Below are 17,465 nucleotides of genomic sequence, written 5' to 3'. Positions count from 1 at the left end.
CGCCGATTCACGCCGCGCCTCCCGTGCTCGTCGATCCTGTGCGCGGGCGCACCGCTCGCTCCTCACCCATCCCGTGGGCGGTCGTGTCCGCGATGACGCGGCCTTCGTGCAGGCGGATCACCCGGTCCGCGAGCTCGATCATCGCCGGCCGGTGGGCCACGATGACGGCGGTGCGGCCGTGGCAGAGGTCGGCGGTCGCGGCGACCACGGCCGCCTCGCTGCGGCCGTCGAGCCGGGCCGTGGGCTCGTCCAGCAGCAGGACCGGTGCCGACGGCCGGCAGAAGGCCCTGGCCAGGGCGATGCGCTGGCGCTGACCGGCCGACAGGTTCGCGCCCCGCTCGCCGACCTGGGTCTCGTACCCCTGGGGGAGCTCGTCGATGAAGTCGTGCGCGTGCGCGGCCGTGGCCGCCCGGCGGACCTGCTGAGGTGACGCGGCCGGGGCGCCGAGCCGGATGTTGCCGGCCACCGTGGTGGTGAACAGGTGCGGGCGCTGCGGCACGAACGCCAGCCGGTCGCGCCAGCCGTCCAGGTCGAGCTCGCGCAGATCGGTCCCGTCCACCAGGACCCTGCCCTCGGACGGCCGTACGAAGCCGAGCAGCAGGTGGAGCAGGGTGCTCTTGCCGCCACCGCTCTCGCCGACCAGCGCCACCCGCTCACCGGGCTCGATGGTGAGGGTGACGTGTTCGAGCGCGGGATCGTCGCGGCCGGGGTAACGGACGGTCACGTCCTCCAGCCGGATGCGCGGCGGCCCGTCCGGCAGCGGCCGCGCGGGGCCCGGCTCGGCGGCGGGTGTGCCGGGGTCGGACGCGCGGTCCAGTACGGCGAAGGCGGCGTCCGCGGCGGCCACCCCTTCCATCGAGGCGTGGAAGCGGGTGCCCATGGCGCGCAGCGGCAGGTACGCCTCCGGCGCGAGCAGCAGCACCAGCAGGGCGGTCGTCAGGTCGAGGGAGCCGCCCAGCAGCCGCAGCCCGATGGGGACGGCCACCAGCGCCAGCGACAGCGACGCGCACAGCTCCAGCACCAGCGACGACAGGAACGCCACCCGCAGCGTCCGCATGGTGGCGCCACGGTGGGCGTCGGCGACCCGCTCGATGACCGTCGCCTGGTAGCGGGCCCGGCCGAAGGCGCGCAGCGTGGGCAGGCCGCGGACCACGTCGAGGAAGTGCCCGCCGAGCCGGGACAGCGCCTGGAACTGCCGCTCGGTGACGGCCTTGGTGGTCATGCCGACCAGCGCGCCGAAGATCGGGATCAGCGGCAGGGTGACCAGCACGATGACGGCGCTGGCCAGGTCGGCGACGAACAGGCGGACGAGCACCGCGACCGGGATCACCGCGGCCACGGCGATCGCGGGCAGGTAGCCGGTCAGGTAGGCGTCGAGGCCGTCGAGGCCGCGCCCGGTGAGGGTGACGAGCTCGCCCGAGCGGTGCCCGGCCGCGCGTGCCGGGCCGAGTTCCTGAAGCCGGGCCAGCAGGCGGTGCCTGAGCGCGGACTTGACGCCGGTGGCGGTGCGGCCGGCGTACACGCCCTGCGTCCACGCCAGCAGCGCCCGCACGGCGACCACCGCGGCCACCCCCGCGAGCGCGACGGCGGCGAATCGGCCCGACAGCACCCCGGCCAGCAGTTCGGCCTGCACCAGGACGAGCAGTCCCGCCGCCACCGCCGCGACGAAGGTGACGGCGAGGTGGCGGCGTACCGACTGCTCGGCCCGCATGAGGCGCAGGAGGTCCTTGTGCACATGTCCTCAGAAGAACGATGGGATGCGATGGGCGTCCTTACCTGGGCGGAAAGTGCGCCATGTCCATACTTGCGCGCCCAGCATGATGGGTGCGAACGGCAGGACCATGAGACTGAGCACACTCAGCGTCTCCGTGGGCGCGCTGTGGTCCAGCAGATGGCCCATGCCGCCCGCGAGCACGCCGACGGCGGGGAGCGCGGCGAGCAGGCCCGTGGCCAGCAGCGCGCGACCCGAACGGGTGACCCCGGTGAACCCGGGTGCCCGCCAGCCCAGGAACGTCCACCCGTGGAGGGCGAACAGCAGCGTCACCACCACGCCCAGCAGCAGCCCCACCGGATGCAGCGGCGACGAGCCGAACCCGGTGGCCGCCGCGTACAGCGCGAGGCCCCAGCCGAACGACAGCCCGAACGAGCCGAGCGTGATCATCAGGTCCCAGAAGCGCCGCCAGGCCGTGCCGTCGATCCTGCGCCGGAACCACAGCCCGGCATCGCGCACCACCCACGACAGCAGCATCCCCACCACCAGCGGGTAGAGCCCGAACAGCACCTCGCCTTCGAGCAGCGGGTAGGCGCCGAAGAGCGTCCCGGCGACCGCCACCAGCCACACCTCGTTGGCCAGCACGAACGGCGCGATGGCGGCGACCATGCGATCCCGGTCCTCGCCGGTCCTGCCGAGCACCGGCAGCAACAGCCCGACTCCCAGGTCGAAGCCCTCCAGGGCGAAGTAGCCGGCCAGCAGCACGGCGAAGACGGCGAACCAGATCAGTTCCATGGCGGCACTCCTAGTAGGACAGCGCGGGGGAGCGCTGCTCGGCTGCGGCCCCGAGGGCGACGTCGTCGGGACCGCGCTTGATCACCCTGGCGATGAGCACGTAGTCGACGATCGCGAGCATCCCCAGCACCGCGACGAAGCCGATGGTCGAGGCGGTGACCATGCCGGCGGTGAGCTGTGGCGACATGGCGTCGGCCACGGTCAGCTTCTCCCAGATCATCCAGGGTTGCCGCCCCAGCTCCCTGGCCAGCCAGCCGAGGATCGCCATCACGAAGGGCACCGGGGTGAGCGCGATGAGGATCGGGTGCGTCCACCGCCAGCGCGGCAGCACGGCGATCAGCGGCAGCATGAAGAACAGCACCACCAGGGCCAGCAGGTTGCCGCCTTCGGTCATGAACCCGAGCGGGATCAGGCCCGGTGTGCCGCTCTGGAACTTGCCCTCCTGGACACCGGCGAACTGCGCGTAGCCGAAGCCCATGGTCAGGAAGATGCCGATCGAGGCCGTGACCACGCCGATCCGCAGCGACCGGGTGAAGAACTCCACGTCAGCGGTACGGCGGCGCAACTGGTAGGCACTGGCCCCGACGAGCACCATCGCCCCGGTGAACAGCCCGGCTCCCAGGACGTGCGGGAAGGAGAAGACCAGGGCCTCGTTCGTCAGCAGCGCGCCGAAGTCGGTCAGTTCGAGCCGGCCGCCGGAGAGCACCGCCCCCGCCGGATTCTGCAGGAAGGAGTTGGCGACCATGATGAAGAAGGCGCTGGCGTAGGCCGTGGCGGTCACCAGCCAGATGCAGGCCAGGTGGGCCCACTTCGGCAGCCGCCCCCAGCCGAAGATCCACAGGCCCAGGAAGGTCGACTCCAGGAAGAACGCGACCAGCGCCTCCATGGCCAGCGGGGCGCCGAAAACGTCGCCGGCGTAGTGGGTCAGCCCGCTCCACGACAGCCCGAACTGAAACTCCATCACCAGTCCGGTGACGATGCCCAGCGCGTAGTTGATCACGTAGATCTGGCCCCAGAACCGGGTCATCCGCTCCTGCAGCGGCCTGCCGGACAGCGCCCAGCGGGTGTGCATGATCGCCACCAGTGGCGCCAGCCCGAGCGTGAGCACGACGAACAGGAAGTGGAGGCTCCCTGTCACCGCGAACTGCAAGCGGGCCAGCTCGAGTACGTCCATCGTTCCCACTCCGTCGTTGTGTCTGCCTACATATAGAGAGCCTACATGTAGGCTGCCTACATGACGAACCGTTGCCTAGGATCGTGGTCATGAATCCCGACGCGCTCCGGGGCCACATGGACGCCCTGCTGCTGTCCGTGCTGGAGCGGGAGCCGCTGCACGGCTACGCCATCATCGAGGCGCTCCAGGAGCGCAGCGGCGGTGCGCTCAGCGTGCCCACCGGCACCGTCTATCCGGCCCTGCGCAAGCTGGAGCGCACCGGCCTGCTGGCCAGCGAGTGGGCCACGGTGGGCGGCCGCCGCCGGCGCACCTACCGGCTGACCGACTCGGGCAGGAGGCGACTCCAGGGGGAGCGGTCGGCCTGGCGCGAGTTCGCCGGCGTGATCGGCGGGGTGCTCCAGCCGGAGATCAAGCCGGAGGTCAAGCCGTCCGGGTGAGCCGGATGCACCGGGTGGCGCAGTAGAGCTGCACTCCCGCGAACCCGTAGGTCAGCAGGTTGGCCAGCAGCAGCGGCGGGAAGTCGGCGGGGGCGGCGGGCGCGTGGGAGTCGTGCGCCAGCAGCAGGCCCAGCGCCGTCGTCAGCGGCAGCATCACCCAGACCGCCACGCCCAGAGACCGGGTGACCAGGCGGGGATGGGTGATCCAGTAGGAGCCCCGGCTCAGGGCCAGCAGCGCCAGCCCGCCGTAGAGCCCGACGGTGAGCTGCACGATGTCGAGCAGCCGGGAGACGGTGCCGTACCAGTCGGGGAGCGTGGCCCAGGTGCCGAGTTCGGCGGGGTAGAACTCCCACACCAGGCTCCACGCGAACACGGTCGCAGGCACGCTGACGAACAGCAGCAGGGCCATCCGGCGCCCGGCGGTCGCGGTCAGCTCCGCCTGATAGCCGGGCGCGATCTCGCGGATCCGGCCGAACTCCTCCACCGCGAGCCGCTCGGCCTCGGCCCGGGTCAGGCCGTCGGACTCCAGCGCGTCGGCCGTGTCGATCAAGCTGTCGCGGGCCTCGACGACCAGGTCGTGCTTGGGCCCGTGCGGCCCGCGCAGGGCGCTGTGGAGCTCGCTCACGTAGTCGTCGATCCGCATGCGCACCAGTTTACGGACGGGCGCGCCGGTTCCTCATCGGGGTTTTCCCTGGCCTTTCGCAGCTAGGCATTGATGAGTAGGAAATTTCCTACATATAGTGGCTGACATGTTCATCTCCCAGATCGTGACCGTGACCGTGCCCGTCGCCGACCAGGAACGGGCGCTGGCGTTCTACACCGAGGTCCTCGACTTCGAGGTCCGCACCGACAACCCCTTCCCGATGGGCCGCTGGCTGACCGTCGCCCCCAAGGGCGTGGACAGCACCCTCCTGCTCGCCTCCTGGTTCCCCGGGATGGCGCCGATCGGCGGCCTGGTCCTCGCCTCGCCCGACCTCGACGCGCTGGCCGCGCGGCTGGCCGAGCAGGGCGTGGCCTTCGAGGGGCCGGCCGACCAGCCGTGGGGTCGCCAGCTGCTGTTCCAGGACCCCTTCGGCAACGGGTTCGTGGTCAGCCAGGCATGACGGCCGACCACGTCTTCACCGCGCTGGCGAGCCCGGCCAGGCGCGAGTTGCTGCGGCTGCTGCTCGACGAGGGGGCCCAGCCCGCCGGGCGGCTGGCGGAGCGCTTCGACATGAGCCGGCCCAGCGTGTCGGAGCATCTCAAGGTGCTCAAGGACGCGGGCCTGGTGGCCGAGAGCCGCAAGGGCCGCGAACGGCACTACCGGCTGGAGGCGGCCCCGCTCATGGACCTCCGCGACTGGCTCAGCCCGTACGAGCACTTCTGGCGGGACAGACTGGCCCGCCTCAGCGACCTGATCGACGAGATGGAAGACGACGATGCCTGAGCGGACACCCGGGAAGACGACCGACGAGACACGTGAGGAACGGCGCGCGATCCGGCTCGACCAATTCATCGCGCATCCGCCCGCCAAGGTGTGGCGGGCGATCACCGAGCCGGACCTGGTGTCGCGCTGGCTCATGCCGGGCGACATCAAGGCGGAGGTGGGGCACCGCTTCACCTTCACCACCACGCCCAAGGAGCAGGTGGGCTTCGACGGCATCGTCCACTGCGAGGTGCTGGAGGCCGAGCCGCAGAAGCTCCTCAAGCTGAGCTGGCGGGGCGGCGACGCCGACTGGACCGTCACCTGGCGGCTGGAGCCGGAGGGCAGGGGCACCAGGCTCTTCCTCGACCACGAGGGCTTCGACCCCGACGACCCGCTGCAGCAGATGTCCCGCAAGATCATGGGCGGCGGCTGGCGCTCCGCCCACTTCAAGGCGATCGCCGAGGTGGCGGCGCGCCTCTGACGGCCTTGAACAGGCTCTAGCGGTACGTGACCGGACGCGGAACCTGCGCCCGGCGCCGGGCGAACCAGCGCAGCAGCGGCCCGCGCATGTTCATGTGCATGCCGGGGAGCGCGTACGTGCACTCCTTCAGCCGCACGCCCGCCGGGTGGGCGAGCCCGGCGAACCGGCAGGCCGACAGGTCCAGGCCCGACAGCGCCAGCTGCGCGGCGTCCACCTCGCGCAGCGAGGTCACCGTGGACCTGCCGCGCCCGGTCACGCTCGCCGGGCCGTGCAGGACCGCGCCCTCCAGGTCGGCCTGCGAGTCCGTCAGCCGCAGGGTGGTGGCGCCCGCCACCACCACCCGGCGCAGGTCGACCCCGCAGGCCCGGACGGCCACGTCCAGCGTTCCGTCGGCGCGCGCCCGCGCCGCGGAGAAGCGGCCGGTCGCCGAGAGGTAGGCGTCGGCCGCGAAGCGCGCCGCGTCGAACCCGGCGCTGCCGCTGACCTTGCGGAACGACAGCGTCCGGCCGAACCTGGCGCCGCGGAAGCTCGCGCCCGCGTCCAGCCGGGCGCCGTCGAAAGTGGTGTAGCCCTCGAACCTGGCACCCTCACAGGACAGGCCGTGCTCGAAGACGACCTGGCTGAACAGGGCGTCCCGGGACATCACCGCCTGATCCAGTGAGATGCGCCCCCGCACGCGGACGCCGTGGAAGGACAGCTCCCTGGCGAACCTCGCCCCGGCGAGCGACACGTTGCCCTCGAAGCCCGCGCCGAAGAAGGAGGCGAGCCGGTCGAAGGTGGCGCGGTCGAGCGACACGTCGCCCAGGAAGGTCACGCCCGCGAGCTTGACGTCGCCGGTGAACCGGGCCCGATCGAGCCTGGCCCGGCCGGGCCGGCTCCGGGTCGCCTCCATCACCCGCCGCAGCAGGTCGCCGTTGACGGTGGTGCCGCGCAGGTCCAGCAGGCGACCGGGCAGGATCGCGGCCAGGGCCACCGCGAGTTCGTCGTGGGGGAGATGAGCCAGGCAGAGACGGTATGGCCGGCGAGCGATCCCGGTGCAGCCGGCGGTGTGCGCGCAGGTGACCCAGTCCATACCCTGGTCATACCCGATGCCCCACCTTGTCAAGGGTCGGTAATTTCATTTTCTGGCCACATCTATGTAGAAATATGTAAGCGCGCCAGGCCCTAAAGTGCCGGTCATGCGCGCTTTACCCCGGACTACTTGTGCCGCGTTCTCCGCGGCGGCTCTCACCGTCACCATCCTGGTGTCTCCCGCCGCGGCGGCCCCCGCCGGGCCCTGTGACACCCCGCCGGACCGCCAGATCGCCGAGGTCCAGGGGAGCGGCGACGCCACTCCGCTGGCCGGGCAGACCGTACGCGTCGAAGGCGTCGTCACCGGCGACTTCCAGCGCGGCGACCAGCTCAGCGGCTTCTTCCTGCAGGACCCGACCCCGGACTCCGACCCCGCGACCTCCGACGGGCTGTTCGCCTTCGCCCGCGACTCCCTCAAGGACGTCAAGGTCGGCGATCGCGTCCTGGTCACCGGCCGGGCGACGGAGTTCAACGGCTGGACCGAGCTGTCCCCGGTCACCGCCGTCGACGTGTGCGGCACCGGCTCGGTGGCACCCCGGAGCTACCGGCTGCCCAGCGACCGGCTGGAAGCCGTCGAGAACGTGCTCCTCACCTTCCGCCAGTCGCTGACCGTCGGCGACCACTACAACCTGGGCCGCTTCGGCGAGGTCTCGGTCTCCTCCGGCGGCCGGCTGTTCCAGCCGACCGACCGCCCCGGCGTCGACGCCGCGTCGAACCAGCGGCGCTCGCTGCTCATCGACGACGGCTCCACCCGGCAGAACCCGGCCACCCTGCCGCCGATCGTCCGGGCCGGTGACACCGCCGTCGGCCTCACCGGAGTGCTCGGCTACGGCTTCGACCGCTACCGGCTGCAGCCCACCGAGCCCGTCAAGTACCTCAGGACCAACCCGCGACCGCCGCGGCCCGTCCCGGTGGCGGGCAACGTCAAGGTGGCCTCGTTCAACACGCTGAACTGGTTCACCACCCTCGGCTCGCGCGGCGCCACCACCGCCGAGGAGCAGCAGCGCCAGCTCACCAAGCTGGTGGCCGCGCTCAAGGGCCTCGACGCCGACGCGGTCGGGCTCATGGAGGTCGAGAACAACGGCCAGACCGCCCTGCAGGCGCTGGTCGACGCGGTCAACGCCGAAGTCGGCGCCGGTACGTACGCCGCGCTGAGCCACCCCTTCCCCGGCACCGACGCCATCCAGGTGGGCATCATCTACAAGCCGGGCAAGCTGACGCCGGTGGGCGCCGCCCGGTCGTCGGAGGACCCGGTCTTCAGCCGGCCGCCGCTTCTCCAGACCTTCCGCAGGACGGGCGGCGGACAGCCGTTCACCATGGTCGTCAACCACCTCAAGTCCAAGGGCTCCTGCCCCTCCAGCGGCCCCGACACCGACCAGGGCGACGGCCAGGGCTGCTGGAACGCCACCCGCGTCCAGCAGGCCCAGGCGCTGCTCAAGCTCGTCAAGGACGTGCCCGGCCCGCTGGTGCTCGGCGACCTCAACGCCTACGGCGAGGAGGACCCCATCGACACGCTGGAGGCGGGCGGCATGACGAGCCTCACCAAGCGGTTCGTGCCGGCCCGGCAGCGCTACAGCTACCTGTTCGACGGGCTGGCGGGCGAGCTGGACCACATGTTCGCGGGCGGGCAGTTGCTCAAGCGCGTGACCAGCGCCGCGATCTGGCACCTCAACGCCGACGAGCCCCGCATCCTGGACTACAACACCGAGTTCAACCCGCCGGAGCTGTACAAGCCGGACGCCTACCGCTCCTCCGACCACGATCCGCTGGTGGTCGGGCTGAGCCTGCCGGGCCGCTGATCCGAGGGAGGCCGGGCCGCTGGGACGCGGCCCGGCCTCGCGCATGGAATGCTGGTGATGGGTACGTGGTTGTCAGGGTTGTCGCAACTACGGAAGACAGCGGACCGACGAAACGAGGAGCCACTTGTGGCGACCATCGAAGTAACCGAGAAGAACTTCAACGACATCGCCGACAAGGGGATCGTCCTGCTCGACTTCTGGGCGGAATGGTGTGGCCCCTGCAAGATGTTCGGCCCGATCTTCGAGAAGGCGTCGGAGGAGAACGCGGACATCACCTTCGGCAAGATCGACACCGATCAGGAGCAGGCGCTCGCCCAGGGCTTCGACATCAGGTCGATCCCGACGCTGATGGCCATCCGTGACGGCATCGTGGTCTTCTCCCAGCCCGGCGCCATCCCCGCGCCCGCGCTGACCGACCTCATCGGCCAGGTGCGCGCCCTCGACATGGACGAGATCAGGTCCGAGCTCGACAAGGAGCTGAAGAAAGCCGAGCAGGACTGAACAAGGAACAGCCCCGCCAGGTTTTCCCGGGCAGGGCCGTACTCTTCCCAGATGCTCTTCAGCGTGATCTGTCGTGGAACCCGCGTTCACGCCTGGGAGGAAACGGCAGCGCGGGAGGCCGCCAAGAGGCGAGCGGTGTGGTGACGGCAATGTTCGGGGAGCGGCTCAGCCTGGGCGTTTGTCACCAAGCGCGCGGGGGTGTGGACAACGGTACGGCCGCTGCGAATGTTGGGGTTTGGCTCTCAGCGTGGTGACGTGGCTCGTACGATTTTCCTGGTGAAGATCGTGGTGCGGGTGAAGCTGATGCCGGAGGCCGATCAGGCTTGCGCGTTGTCGGCGACTCTGCGTGCGGTCAACGAGGCCGCGAACTGGGTGTCGGCGGTGGCCTTCGATCGTGGTGTGCCGCGGGTGTATGAGTTGCGTAGGCACACCTATGCCGAGTTGAAGGCGCGGGGGCTGGGGGCGCAGGTCGCTCAGCACACCATCAAGAAGGTTAGTGACGCCTACACCACGTTGAGGGCGAACATCCGTGCCGGGAACCTCGGCAAGGAGGGCTCCAAGCGCCGGGTCAAGGCGGAGTCCAAGCCGATCAGCTTCAGTCCGCGGGCGGCGCATCCGTTCGATGACCGGTGTCTGAGCTGGCAGTACGACGCGCAGACGGTCAGTATCTGGACCACCGCCGGGCGCATGAGGAACGTCCGGTTCGCCTGTTCGGCCGGTGTGCTCAAGACGCTGCGTGAACACCGCCGGGGCGAGTCCGACCTGATCGAGTGCGACGGCGTGTTCTACCTGGTCGCGGTGTGCGAGGTACCCGAGGCCCCGGTCAACGAGCAGCCTGATGGCTGGCTCGGTGTGGATCTGGGCATCGTCAACATCGCCACCGTGGACGGTATGACGCCGTTCAGTGGGCGTGGGCTGAACCGGCATCGCAAGCGGCAGTTGGAGCTGCGCCGCAAGCTTCAGGCCAAGGGCACCAAGTCCGCCAGGCGGCGGCTTAAGCAGCGCCGCCGTAAGGAGTCGCGGCATGCCGCGAATGTCAATCATGTCATTTCGAAGAAGATCGTGACCGAGGCTGCACGCACCTGTTCCGGTATCGCCCCAGAAGATCTGGGCGGGATTCGGGAGAGGGTACGGCTCCGCAAGCCCCAACGGGTCACGCTACATTCCTGGGCGTTCCACCAGCTCGGGAGCTTCCTTGTGTACAAGGCGCGGTGGGCGGGCGTTCCGCTGGTGTACGTCGATCCGGCGTACACCAGCCAGGAATGCGCCGACTGCCACCACATCGACAGGAACAACCGGGTCAGCCAGGCTTTGTTCGTCTGCCGGAGCTGCGGGGTCGTTGCCCACGCCGACCGGAATGCCTCCCGCAACATCGCCGCACGCGGCGAGGTTGCGTGGATTGCGGGGCGTGAGTCACGCGTCCCAGCCACCTCCTAGGTGGTCTGGACGGAGGAGGCCACACCACAGCCAGTGGTGCCCTACCTCCAAGCCCGGTCCTTCAGGACCGGGTCAAGTTGACAGCTTGCGCCCGACTCCGGCGTAGCCGGGGTTGCTCCTGATGCCGGTCTTCGGCCGCTCGTCGCCGGGCCGCCAGTCCTTCGGATAGACCAGGCCCGGCTCCAGCAGCTCGTAGCCTTCGAAGAAGCGCAGGATCTCCTCGTGCGTCCTGAGGTTCAGCGAGGCGGTGGCCTGGTTGTAGACCTGCAGAGCCTCCGGCGTGGTGTCCGGCTTGTCGTCGATGCCATGGCTGAGGATCAGGTGGCTCCCCGGCGCGCTGACGTCGCGCAGCTTCGCCACGATGTCGTACGCGCTGTCGTCCGGGATGAAGTGCAGGAGCGCGAGCGTCATGAACGCCACCGGCCGGCTGAAGTCGATCATCGGCTCCAGGAGGGCGAGCAACTCCTCCGGCTTCCTGGCGTCCGCCTCCAGGAAGTCCACGTTCTGCCCCCTGGCCAGCAGGGCGCGACCGTGGGTGCACACGACCGGGTCGTAGTCCACGTACACCACGCGGGCGCCGCCGGCGATCTCGTGCGTATTGCCCTGGGTGGGCAGGCCCGCACCCAGGTCCACGATCTGGTCCACGCCGCTCGCGGTCACCGCCTGCACGGCCCGGCGCAGGAAACCGCGGTTCTGCTGAGCTGAGTCCTTGGTGTTGGGGAACAGCTTCATGATGCGCTCGGCCGCCTCGCGGTCGGCTGCGAAGTTGTCCTTACCGTCAAGGTAATAGTCGTACATCCTCGCGACGTTGGGCACGCTCGAGTCGATGCCCTCAGGGGCGCTGTCCACCGCATACTCCCAAATTTCGGCCTTTACCCGGTGATCATAGGAGATCACCGGGTTTGCCGGGTTCGGAATGCTCCAGTGGACCGCTGATTGTCAGCCGCGGTAAAGCTCGGCGACACGGAAGGCGAGATCCAGCGACTGACCGCGGTTGAGCCGCGGGTCGCAGGCCGTCTCGTAGCGGGTCGCCAGGTCACCCTCGACGATCTCGTGCCCGCCGCCGACGCACTCCGTCACGTCGTCGCCGGTGAACTCGATGTGGATGCCGCCCGGGTGGGTGCCGAGCGAGCGGTGCACCTCGAAGAAGCCGGCCACCTCGTCGAGCACGTCGTCGAGCCGCCGCGTCTTGTGCCCGCTCGGCGTCTCGAACGTGTTGCCGTGCATCGGGTCGCAGATCCAGGCGATCTGCGCGCCGGAGGCGGTGACCTCCTTGACCAGCGTCGGCAGGAACTCGCGGATCTTGGAGGAGCCCATCCGGGTGATGAACGTCAGCCGTCCGGGCACGTTGTCCGGGTTGAGCTTGTCGATCAGCGCCAGCGCCTCGTCGGGGGTGGTGGTCGGGCCGAGCTTGACGCCGATCGGGTTGCGGATGCGGGAGAAGAACTCCACGTGCGCCCCGTCGAGCTGGCGGGTGCGCTCGCCGATCCACACCATGTGCGCCGACACGTCGTACGGCAGGCCGGTGCGGGAGTCTACGCGGGTGAGCGCCTGGTCGTAGTCGAGGATCAGCGCCTCGTGCGAGGAGTAGTACTCCACCGAGTGGAACTCCTCGGGGTCCGCGCCGCACGCCCGCATGAACGCCAGCGCCTGGTCGATCTCCCTGGCGAGCTGCTCGTAGCGGCGACCGGCCGGGGACTCGGCGACGAAGTCCTGGTTCCAGGCGTGCACCTGGCGCAGATCGGCGTAGCCGCCCTTGGTGAAGGCCCGCGCCAGGTTGAGCGTCACGGCGGAGGAGTGGTAGGCCTTGAGCAGTCGCCACGGATCCGGGACGCGCGCCTCGGGGGTGAAGTCGAAGCCGTTGACCATGTCGCCCCGGTAGGCGGGCAGCTCGATGCCGGCGCGCGTCTCGGTGTTCTTGGAGCGCGGCTTGGCGAACTGCCCCGCCAGGCGGCCGATCTTCACCACGGGCACCTTGCCCGCGTAGGTGAGGACGATCGCCATCTGCAGCAGCGTCTTGAGCTTGTTACGCACATTGTCGGCGGTCGCCCCGGCGAACGTCTCGGCGCAGTCGCCGCCCTGCAGCACGAACGCCTCACCACGGACGACGGCCGCCAGCTGGTCCTTGAGCTGGTCGCACTCTCCGGCGAAGACCAGCGGCGGCAGGCCGCCGAGTTCGGTGACGACCTTCTGGAGCTCCGCGCGGTCGGGCCAGTCAGGTTGCTGGGCCGCCGGGAGGGCTCGCCAGGAATCGAGATTCAGCGAATTGCTCTGTGCGCTCACGACATACGAGGGTATTCCACTGGGTCATCATCACCGACCGCAATGTCCACGTTGTGAGAAGGCCGTCCCGCCGACGGCGCCACGACCACGTGCTCCGGTCGCACGCCGAGGCCGATGAAACGGCGGGTCACGCGGTTGAGCAGCGGGACCCGGGCCAGGTCGGGCAGGAACCGCGGCGGCTTGAACTGCCTCTTCAGCGCGGGGCGGATCAGCCTGTCCTGCACCACCCGCTGGGCCGCCTGCGTCACCCTGGTCGGCGGCATGCGGCGCTTCTGCAGCAGGTGGAGCGTGGACTCCGGGATCGGGGCTCCGGAGCGCAGCGAGCCCGCCAGCAGGTTGGCCGTGGCCACCGCGTCCTGCACCGCCAGGTTGATGCCGACGCCGAAGACCGGCGACATGGCGTGCGCCGCGTCGCCGATGCACAGGAATCCCGGCCGATGCCAGCGGCGCAGCCGGTTCAGCGCGACCCTGAGCATGCTGATGTCGTCGTAGCCGCGGACCTGCCCGATCCTGTCGCCGAGGAAGGGCAGCAGCCTCGACACCGGCTCCCGGAACGCCTCGATGCCCTGGCTCCGCAGCCGGTCGAAGCCGCCCTTGGGGATCGCGTAGGCGAGCTGCCAGTAGCTCTCGCGGTTGATCGCGACCATCAGGTGGCCGCTGGAGACGCGCAGGAACGTGTTCTCCGGATCGGTGTCCTCGCGCGGCATCCGGAACCACAGCACGTCCATCGGCGCGCCGAGCTCCTCGGGCACCAGCCCCGCGCGCTCGCGCAGCACCGAGCCGCGGCCGTCGGCGGCCACGGTCAGGTCCGCCCTGAGCTCGTGCTCGCCGGACGCGTCCCGGTAGCGCAGCCCGCGCACCGCGCCGCCCTCCCGGATGAGGTCGTACGCCTCCGCCTCCATCAGAAGGTGGAAGTTCGGGTAGGCGGCGGCCTTGGCCGTGATGAGGTTGAGGAAGTCCCACTGGGGGACGAACGCGACGTAGTTGTACGGCCCCGGCAGCTGCCGCAGGCTCGTCAGCCGCATCGGCCCCGCGTCCGTGATGAGACTGAGCTCGTACGCCTTGCGGTGCGGAAGCTTCAGGAAGTCGTCGGCCAGGCCCAGCTCGTCGAGCACCTGCAGCGTCGACGGGTGGATCGTGTCGCCTCTGAAGTCACGCAGGAAGTCGGCGTGCTTCTCCAGCAGCGTCACCTCGACGCCGCTCCTGGCCAGGATGAGTGCGAGCACCGCGCCCGCCGGGCCTCCGCCCGCGATTACACATGTCATAATTCATCACCTGATGAGATTGTGTCATCTCCCACGGAAATTGCAAGTACCGCATCCGGAGAGGTCCGAACGCCGAATCAACCGCGAACGCCCGCTCACCACGAGCGGCCGGGCCGGCGGACCAGGGAGCGGACATGAACGACAACCCCCCCTCCCTCCCCGACCCCCACCCCACCGGACCCAACGGCGTGAGCTCCACAGCCGCCGCACCCAACGGCGCGGACGACAACTCCGCCAGGCCTGGAGGCGCGGACAGCAGCTGCGCCGGACCTAGCGGCGTGGATAGCAGCTGCGCCGGCCCTGGCGGCGTGGACGGCAGTTGCGCCGGCCCTGGCGGCGTGGATGACAGCTGTGCTGGGTCCGACGGCGTGGACGGCACAGCCGCCGGGCCTATCGGCGCGGACGACACTTTCGCTGGGCCCAACGATGTGAACGAGCTCCACAGCCTTGCCGGAGCCTACGCCGTACACGCCCTGCCATCTGTCGACGTCGCGCCCTACGAGGAGCACCTTTCGGCTTGCCCGGTATGTCCGGCTGAGGTGCACCGACTGCGCGAAGGCGCCGCCCGGCTCGCCCTCACCACCGCCACCACCCCACCCGCACCCCTCCGCCCCCGCATCCTGGCCGCCGCCCACCTGGTACGACCGCCCCACAGCGACGTCGTCACCCAGGTGGGGCCGGTTGGCGGAGATGTTGCCGCTCGGGTGGTACGACCGCCCCGCAGGGACGTCGTCACCCACGTGGTGGGAGGGCCCACCGGTGACGGGCATGCCGCTGCCCGGACGGTGACGGAGTGGGACGCCACCTTCGCGTACGTTCCAGGCTCCCAGCCACCCCCGACCTCACCTACCACCGGCACAGCGGGAGGCCCACCGCCGCCCCGAGCTTCGTCCGAGCTCGCGCCGGCGACCGGCTCACCGTCCGGGGCCGTGGGTGGGGATATGACCGTGGCGGGTGTGCCGTTCCGTGGGTGGGATGGCCGGTCCGAGCCCGATGCCGGACAGGTCGACGTGTCTTCTCTGCGTCGCAGGTGGCGGGCGAAGGCGATGGCCGGGGTCGCGGCGGTGGCGGTGGCGGCGGCGGTCGCGCTGGGGGTGCTGGGTTTCGACGCCCGCCGGGATCTGGGGGAGTTGCGGGCGCGCGACGCGGCCATCGCCGCCGTGCTCGCCGCGCCCGACGCGCAGACGGTACGGCAACCGGTGAAGGTGGGCGGCACCGCCGTCTTCGTGGTCTCCCGTGAGCAGGGCCGCATGCTCTTTACCACGTCCGACCTGCCCGAACTCCCGGCGGCCGGCACCTACCAGCTGTGGCTGATGGGCCCGGACGGCGCGCGCCCGGCGGGCTTCGTCAACCGGCGCGAGGACGGCTCCACCGCCCCCGTCCTAACCCGGCCGCTCCCCGGCGACGCGCAGGTCGGGCTGACGATCGAGCCCGCCGGCGGCTCCGATCAGCCAACGACCCACCCCATCCTGCTGGCCGAACTGCCCAGGGCGTGAGCCGGCCTGCTGGCGTGGTCGCTCCGAGCGTGAGCGCGAGGGGCTCGCAGCGTATGGCGCCTGTCCGGTCTTCGCCGTCGGCTTGTGAGGCTCCGCAGTGCTCGTATTTCTCACTTCGGGCCAAGTGGACGACCTGCTCCGTTTGCGGCGCTACGGTGACAGTGAGTGGAGCGGCGAGCGCGCCTGATCGGGGGCACGGTACGGCCGCCCAGCGCGATGGAGGATCCATGAAATACCGAGGACCGCTTCCGGTGCGGACGGTGAATCGTGTCAACACCTGCGTGGGCGCGTTGCGCATGTCGCCACGCTGGGGCCGCCTGGCGAGGCGGCATCTCACGATCGTCACCTACACCGGACGACGCTCGGGACGCACCTTCAGCACGCCCGTCGGCTACCGGCGCGCGGACGGCGTCGTCACGATCGGTGTCCGTATGCCCGAGGCCAAGAACTGGTGGCGCAACTTCACCGGCGAGGGCGGCCCGATCTCGCTTCACCTGGACGGGGCCGACCAGCCGGGACACGCCGTCGCCCGGCGTGACGAGAAGGGCCGCGTCACCGTCACCGTGCGCCTGGACCGCTGACCCGGCGTCGACAGGGCTAGCCGGCCGGCTGGGCGAGCCGTGCCAGGCGGTCCAGGACGCCGGCGAGTGAGGGGATGGCCCGGTCGCGGATCCGCGCGTACTCCGACTCCGGATACTGCCGGGGCCCGTTCTCCACCAGCAGGATCAGGTAGAGGTAGGCGTGGTAGAGGTCGAGCCGGACCCGCGCGGCCGGGGTGAGGTCCACCGGGGTCACCTCACGGTAGCCCGCGAGCAGCGGATCGTCCTCGCGCAGCTCGCCGAAGATGGTCGGCGTGGCGAACTCGGCCAGCGGATCGCCCCAGAAGGCCCGCTCGTGGTCGATGATCGCCTGGATCCGGGGCGTCCCCGTCAGGTCCAGGAACACATTGCCCGGCCAGATGTCGAAGTGGACCAGGTGCGGGGTGGTCACCTCGTCCAGCGCGGGCGCGGCCGCCGCCAGCACGGCGCGGATCCGCGCCGCCGGGGCCGGCAGCGGCGCCGGGTAGCGCACGGTGTCGCCGAGCAGCGCGTCGACCATGGCGAGGTATGCCTGCCGCCAGGTGGAGCCGGTGATCCCCGCGTGCGGATAGCCGAACACCTCGCCGGTCACCGCGTTGAGCCGGGCCAGGAGCCGGCCCAGCTCGTGGCGCAACCCGTCCTCGCCGTCGGGCTTGACGGCGTTCCAGGAGACGCCGTCCAGCGCGCCGAGCATCAGGTAGTCGCCGCCCAGCACCGGATCGTCGAACCCGGCGCACAGCAACCGGGCGGTCGGCACCCCTGCTCCCGCCGCCAGCTCGTAGGCCGACGCCTCCATCCGCAGCAGGTTGCGTTCGTAACTGAGCTGGTCCAGCTCGGGCGGCGGCGACAGCTTGCACACCACCTCGCGGCCGTCGTCCAGGCGCAGCCGCCAGACCGCGTTGGCGTAGCCGTCGGTCAGCTCGGTGTGCTCGGCAACCCCCGCGCCGAGGGCGCGGCGGGAGAGCGCGTCGAGCTCGGCGGGGGATAAACGACGTTTCGTCCTGCTGTTCACGAGATCTGATTGTGCGGCCA

General features: G+C 70.4%; 18 protein-coding genes. 9 read left to right on the top strand and 9 right to left on the bottom strand.

What is annotated here, in order from left to right:
* Window positions 1–7 precede the first annotated feature (7 nt).
* From cydD to ACIBQX_RS03810, 3 genes are read right to left on the bottom strand one after another with little or no spacing between them, the layout of a single operon-like run.
* Complete coding sequence (gene cydD / locus ACIBQX_RS03820) at window positions 8–1,735, bottom strand: thiol reductant ABC exporter subunit CydD (protein WP_397000272.1); 1,728 nt, start codon at window positions 1,733–1,735, stop codon at window positions 8–10.
* A gap of 6 nt (window positions 1,736–1,741) precedes the next feature.
* Window positions 1,742–2,506: a cytochrome d ubiquinol oxidase subunit II gene (locus ACIBQX_RS03815; protein WP_397000270.1), complete on the bottom strand. Its 765-nt coding sequence runs from the start codon at window positions 2,504–2,506 to the stop codon at window positions 1,742–1,744.
* A gap of 10 nt (window positions 2,507–2,516) precedes the next feature.
* Complete coding sequence (locus ACIBQX_RS03810) at window positions 2,517–3,680, bottom strand: cytochrome ubiquinol oxidase subunit I (RefSeq protein ID WP_397000268.1); 1,164 nt, start codon at window positions 3,678–3,680, stop codon at window positions 2,517–2,519.
* 89 nt (window positions 3,681–3,769) lie between these two features.
* Here ACIBQX_RS03810 and ACIBQX_RS03805 point away from each other — a divergent pair, with 89 nt between their 5' ends.
* Window positions 3,770–4,117 (top strand): PadR family transcriptional regulator, encoded by a 348-nt coding sequence (locus ACIBQX_RS03805; RefSeq protein WP_397000266.1) that lies wholly within the window; start codon window positions 3,770–3,772, stop codon window positions 4,115–4,117.
* Here ACIBQX_RS03805 and ACIBQX_RS03800 read toward each other — a convergent pair.
* On the bottom strand, window positions 4,101–4,760 hold the full coding sequence (locus ACIBQX_RS03800) for a permease prefix domain 1-containing protein (RefSeq protein ID WP_397000264.1): 660 nt from the start codon (window positions 4,758–4,760) through the stop codon (window positions 4,101–4,103). The genes ACIBQX_RS03805 and ACIBQX_RS03800 overlap by 17 nt on opposite strands.
* Window positions 4,761–4,866: 106 nt before the next feature.
* Here ACIBQX_RS03800 and ACIBQX_RS03795 point away from each other — a divergent pair, with 106 nt between their 5' ends.
* The 3 genes from ACIBQX_RS03795 to ACIBQX_RS03785 are packed head-to-tail and all read left to right on the top strand — an operon-like array spanning window position 4,867 to window position 6,003.
* Window positions 4,867–5,220, top strand: coding sequence for a VOC family protein (locus ACIBQX_RS03795; protein WP_397000262.1), 354 nt, complete (start codon window positions 4,867–4,869; stop codon window positions 5,218–5,220).
* Window positions 5,217–5,543 (top strand): ArsR/SmtB family transcription factor, encoded by a 327-nt coding sequence (locus ACIBQX_RS03790; RefSeq protein ID WP_397000260.1) that lies wholly within the window; start codon window positions 5,217–5,219, stop codon window positions 5,541–5,543. Before ACIBQX_RS03795 ends, ACIBQX_RS03790 begins: the two co-directional genes overlap by 4 nt.
* Window positions 5,536–6,003: an SRPBCC domain-containing protein gene (locus ACIBQX_RS03785; protein WP_397000258.1), complete on the top strand. Its 468-nt coding sequence runs from the start codon at window positions 5,536–5,538 to the stop codon at window positions 6,001–6,003. The genes ACIBQX_RS03790 and ACIBQX_RS03785 overlap by 8 nt, the downstream gene beginning before the upstream one ends.
* A gap of 16 nt (window positions 6,004–6,019) precedes the next feature.
* Here ACIBQX_RS03785 and ACIBQX_RS03780 read toward each other — a convergent pair whose 3' ends face one another.
* Window positions 6,020–7,075 (bottom strand): pentapeptide repeat-containing protein, encoded by a 1,056-nt coding sequence (locus ACIBQX_RS03780; RefSeq protein ID WP_397000256.1) that lies wholly within the window; start codon window positions 7,073–7,075, stop codon window positions 6,020–6,022.
* A gap of 106 nt (window positions 7,076–7,181) precedes the next feature.
* Between ACIBQX_RS03780 and ACIBQX_RS03775 the strand changes: the two genes are divergently transcribed.
* The 3 genes from ACIBQX_RS03775 (at window position 7,182) to ACIBQX_RS03765 (ending at window position 10,811) form a co-directional block, all read left to right on the top strand.
* Entirely contained in the window at window positions 7,182–8,873 is a 1,692-nt protein-coding gene (locus tag ACIBQX_RS03775; protein ID WP_397000254.1) for an ExeM/NucH family extracellular endonuclease, read from the top strand.
* 126 nt (window positions 8,874–8,999) lie between these two features.
* A complete protein-coding gene (trxA, locus tag ACIBQX_RS03770) occupies window positions 9,000–9,374 on the top strand; it encodes a thioredoxin (protein ID WP_397000252.1) in 375 nt (124 codons plus the stop codon).
* Window positions 9,375–9,650: 276 nt separating this feature from the next.
* The gene (locus tag ACIBQX_RS03765) at window positions 9,651–10,811 is read left to right on the top strand and encodes an RNA-guided endonuclease InsQ/TnpB family protein (protein ID WP_397000250.1); all 1,161 of its coding nucleotides are present in this window, start codon (window positions 9,651–9,653) and stop codon (window positions 10,809–10,811) included.
* A gap of 72 nt (window positions 10,812–10,883) precedes the next feature.
* On the opposite strand, the gene ACIBQX_RS03760 is transcribed toward ACIBQX_RS03765, so the two are convergent.
* From ACIBQX_RS03760 to ACIBQX_RS03750, 3 genes are all read right to left on the bottom strand, one after another.
* A complete protein-coding gene (locus tag ACIBQX_RS03760; protein ID WP_397000248.1) occupies window positions 10,884–11,660 on the bottom strand; it encodes an SAM-dependent methyltransferase in 777 nt (258 codons plus the stop codon).
* A 90-nt stretch (window positions 11,661–11,750) separates the two neighbouring features.
* Window positions 11,751–13,094 (bottom strand): class II 3-deoxy-7-phosphoheptulonate synthase, encoded by a 1,344-nt coding sequence (locus tag ACIBQX_RS03755; RefSeq protein WP_397000246.1) that lies wholly within the window; start codon window positions 13,092–13,094, stop codon window positions 11,751–11,753.
* Window positions 13,091–14,359 (bottom strand): FAD-dependent oxidoreductase, encoded by a 1,269-nt coding sequence (locus ACIBQX_RS03750; RefSeq protein WP_397000244.1) that lies wholly within the window; start codon window positions 14,357–14,359, stop codon window positions 13,091–13,093. Before ACIBQX_RS03750 ends, ACIBQX_RS03755 begins: the two co-directional genes overlap by 4 nt.
* A 539-nt stretch (window positions 14,360–14,898) precedes the next feature.
* Here ACIBQX_RS03750 and ACIBQX_RS03745 point away from each other — a divergent pair.
* Window positions 14,899–15,855, top strand: a complete 957-nt coding sequence (locus tag ACIBQX_RS03745) for an anti-sigma factor (protein WP_397000242.1) — start codon at window positions 14,899–14,901, stop codon at window positions 15,853–15,855.
* A gap of 227 nt (window positions 15,856–16,082) precedes the next feature.
* Window positions 16,083–16,436 carry a hypothetical protein gene (locus ACIBQX_RS03740; protein WP_397000240.1) on the top strand — a complete coding sequence of 118 codons (354 nt, stop codon included), beginning with the start codon at window positions 16,083–16,085 and terminating at the stop codon, window positions 16,434–16,436.
* Window positions 16,437–16,452: 16 nt separating this feature from the next.
* On the opposite strand, the gene ACIBQX_RS03735 is transcribed toward ACIBQX_RS03740, so the two are convergent.
* Window positions 16,453–17,445, bottom strand: a complete 993-nt coding sequence (locus ACIBQX_RS03735; RefSeq protein WP_397000238.1) for a phosphotransferase family protein — start codon at window positions 17,443–17,445, stop codon at window positions 16,453–16,455.
* Window positions 17,446–17,465: the final 20 nt, after the last annotated feature.

It is taken from the genome of Nonomuraea sp. NPDC049714 (assembly GCF_044465295.1).
In the GTDB taxonomy this organism is placed as follows: Bacteria; Actinomycetota; Actinomycetes; order Streptosporangiales; family Streptosporangiaceae; genus Nonomuraea.
This window is presented reverse-complemented; position numbering and strand designations above follow the sequence as displayed.